The 3,032-nt window shown below is 48.6% G+C and carries 4 protein-coding genes; all 4 read left to right on the forward strand.

Features of this window, described 5'->3' with window-relative positions; genetic code table 11:
- Positions 1-137: 137 nt before the first annotated feature.
- The 4 genes from OXG10_03245 to rny are packed head-to-tail and all read left to right on the forward strand — an operon-like array spanning position 138 to position 2,886.
- Positions 138-347 carry a hypothetical protein gene (locus OXG10_03245; protein MCY3826386.1) on the forward strand — a complete coding sequence of 70 codons (210 nt, stop codon included), beginning with the start codon at positions 138-140 and terminating at the stop codon, positions 345-347.
- On the forward strand, positions 344-691 hold the full coding sequence (locus tag OXG10_03250) for a cell division protein ZapA (protein ID MCY3826387.1): 348 nt from the start codon (positions 344-346) through the stop codon (positions 689-691). The genes OXG10_03245 and OXG10_03250 overlap by 4 nt, the downstream gene beginning before the upstream one ends.
- On the forward strand, positions 642-1,328 hold the full coding sequence (locus tag OXG10_03255) for a 5-formyltetrahydrofolate cyclo-ligase (protein ID MCY3826388.1): 687 nt from the start codon (positions 642-644) through the stop codon (positions 1,326-1,328). The genes OXG10_03250 and OXG10_03255 overlap by 50 nt, the downstream gene beginning before the upstream one ends.
- Position 1,329: 1 nt before the next feature.
- On the forward strand, positions 1,330-2,886 hold the full coding sequence (rny, locus tag OXG10_03260; GenBank protein ID MCY3826389.1) for a ribonuclease Y: 1,557 nt from the start codon (positions 1,330-1,332) through the stop codon (positions 2,884-2,886).
- The last annotated feature ends 146 nt before the right edge of the window (positions 2,887-3,032 follow it).

A 3,032-nucleotide genomic window follows, 5' to 3' on the forward strand; every position in this document is an offset into this window, starting at 1 on the left:
CTTGGAGAATGCCGGATTGCCGTGTCAGTTGGGTTCGCGCTCGAAAACCTCAACCCAAAAAATCGCTACAGCGCAAATCCCTCGCTTGAGGCGTGATTTGTAATAATTTCACCATAGTGATACAATTTATTTTCATTATGGAATCATTGGAGATTCTTGAGAGAAAAATCAGAGAGTTTGTAGATAAAAACGCCAGAACTGCTGAAGAACACAACAGATTGCTTGAAGAGATTAAGGTGCTCAGAGAGAATGTCGCTTCGCTTGAAGCCGAAAAGGAGCGCCTCAGAACACGCGTCGACAATATGATAAGGGCAATTGAACAGCACCTTGGCGAAGAATCGGTATGAAAGACAGGATAAAAGTAGTTTTCTTTGGCAAGGAATATTCAGTCCTTACGGATGCTGAAAAGAGTTACCTTATGAAAATTGTAGAGTACCTTGAACAAAAGATTACCAAGGCAGCTGAAGACAACGCACCTGTAACTGTCCCTGCTCCCGTTTTTCTGGCTTCTCTTGAGATCGTCGATGATTTCTTCGCACTGCAGAGGGAATTTGATGAGTTCAAAAGAACCGCGGAAAGAAAAACAGAAGAACTGGTCGGACTGCTCGAATCACCCGGAAGCCAAAAAGAACCCGTCCTTATTGAAGAAAGCCCCGAAGACCCTTTCAGATCAAGAGGAAACAGCTTCTGAGACCCGCTCCGGTTCCACATACATAAACGGTTCCCGGGAAACCAGCCCGCAGGGTCCCGTCCTTGAGGAAAAAGATAGGCTGAGAAGGGATCTTCTCGAGAAAAGGAGGAATCTTCCCCAATCACTGCGCCGGGAAAAATCCGCCCTGATTCTCAAGGTTCTTCTCTCCGAGAAGGTTTTCTCCGACGCGTCAAGCGTCGCTCTCTATTTCCCCGTAAACGGCGAAGTCGACACTCGCGAAATATTCAAAAAATGCATTGATCTTGAAAAAAAGGTTTTTTTTCCGAAAACCCTAGGCTCCGATCTTGTTTTCCTGAGAACAAGGAATATTGAGGAACTTACCCCCGGGGCCTTTGCCATCCCGGAACCCCCTGCGGACGCTGAACGCGCCCGCGGCGACGGGCTTGACCTCGTACTGGTACCGGGAGTGGCTTTTGATTTCTCCGGAAACAGAATCGGGTACGGAAAAGGTTTTTACGACAGGTTTTTAAAAGATATACCCAGGCAGATGTGCTTCGGACTGGCCTACCGGTTCCAGGTGCTAGAAAACATCCCTTCGCACGAAACCGACGTTAAGACGGGTCGCATAATCACAGAAGACGGAACCATCGACTGTCTGGAAAAAGAAGGAGACTGAAATGCAAGCACAATCAATACTGCTGTTTTTGCTGCTCTTTGGACTTGGATTTGCCGCCCATTTCATCTACAGGATGATCAGGGAGAAAAACGGGATCCGTAAAAGCCAGAGTCAGGCCCAGATCATAATCGAAAAGGCCGAGAAACAGGCGGAAGAGATAAGAAACAGGGCTGAGAACAGGGCGAAGAAGCTCGTCAAGGACAGAAATTCCCAGATGCAGAAGATGTCGAGCGAAAAACGCAGAGAGTTTTCCGCTACCGAAAAAAAGCTAAAAGCAAGGGAAGAGAAACTTGGCAAAGAATACGAGGAAATTGACAGAAAGAAGACGGAACTTGAGGAAGTACAGGCGGATCTAGAGAGCAAAGATCTGGCTCTTGAGGAGAAGCAGAGAACCCTTGATGAGAACATTGAAGAGATAAAGGGAAAAATAGAGGAGGTGTCGGGTTTTACCCGTGAGTCGGCGAAAGCCGAACTGGTAAGGCTGGTTGAGGACGATGCAAGACACGAGGCGGCGAAAAGACTCAAGCAGATAGAAGAAGAGTGCAATTCCTCCGCCGAGCGGAAGGCGAAAGACATAATATCCCTTGCCATACAGAGATATTCCGGAAGCTACACGAGCGAGAAAACAGTGTCGGTCGTCAATCTTCCGAGCGACGACGTAAAGGGAAGAATTATCGGGCGCGAAGGACGGAACATCCGCTCCATAGAGCTTCGTACCGGGGTGGATATCATTATTGACGACACGCCTGAGACGGTTGTGATTTCGTGCTTTAATCCCATCAGGCGGGAAGTGGCGAAAATTTCGCTTGAGCGGCTTATAGCAGACGGGAGAATTCACCCCGCAAGAATCGAGGAAGTGGTAACCGAGGTTGAAAAGGAAATAGAAAGGGAGATACAGAAAGAGGGGGAACAGGCTCTTTTCGATCTCGGCATAAGCGGCATGCACCCGGAACTGATAAACAAGCTTGGGATGCTTAAATACAGAACAAGCTACTCGCAGAACATACTCAATCACTCGATTGAGGTAGGATTCATCTGCGGGATGCTCGCTTCCGAGATCGGTTACAACGAGAAGCTCGCTAAAAGAGCCGGACTGCTCCACGACATAGGAAAAGCGGTTGATCACGAGGTTGAAGGCTCCCATGTGGACATAGGAGCGAACATCGTCAAAAAATACGGTGAACCCCCCAAAATTATTGACGCGCTTGAAAAAACCCATGACCCCCAACCCCAGGGAATCCTGCCGCTTCTCGTACAGGCAGCCGACGCCATCTCCGCCGCTCGTCCCGGCGCCCGTAGAGAAACGTATGAGAACTACGTGAAAAGGATCGAGAGCATAGAGGGCGTTGCGAGTTCTTTCCCGGGCGTTGAGAGATGTTATGCGATTCAGGCCGGTAGAGAGGTAAGGGTGATAGTGGAAAGCGACCAGGTGAGCGACGAGGATGGAGCTATCCTTTCCCACGAAATAGCCAAGAAGATAGAAAAAGAGGTCGTTTATCCGGGTCAGATAAAAATCATGGTCATAAGGGAAAGCAGGGCAACGGCATATGCTTCATAGAGAACATAACGGCACTTCTGCCACCGCTTTAAGGTTTATGGTATATTAGACCACCATTTAAAGAGGAAAAACCGGCGGACGGGACTTCTCAAGGAGGATAAAATGTCACCACGAAGAAACGAGGAAGCGGAGAAAACACTCGAGCG

The sequence above is a fragment of the Candidatus Dadabacteria bacterium genome, assembly GCA_026706695.1.
Taxonomy (GTDB): Bacteria; Desulfobacterota_D; UBA1144; order Nemesobacterales; family Nemesobacteraceae; genus Nemesobacter.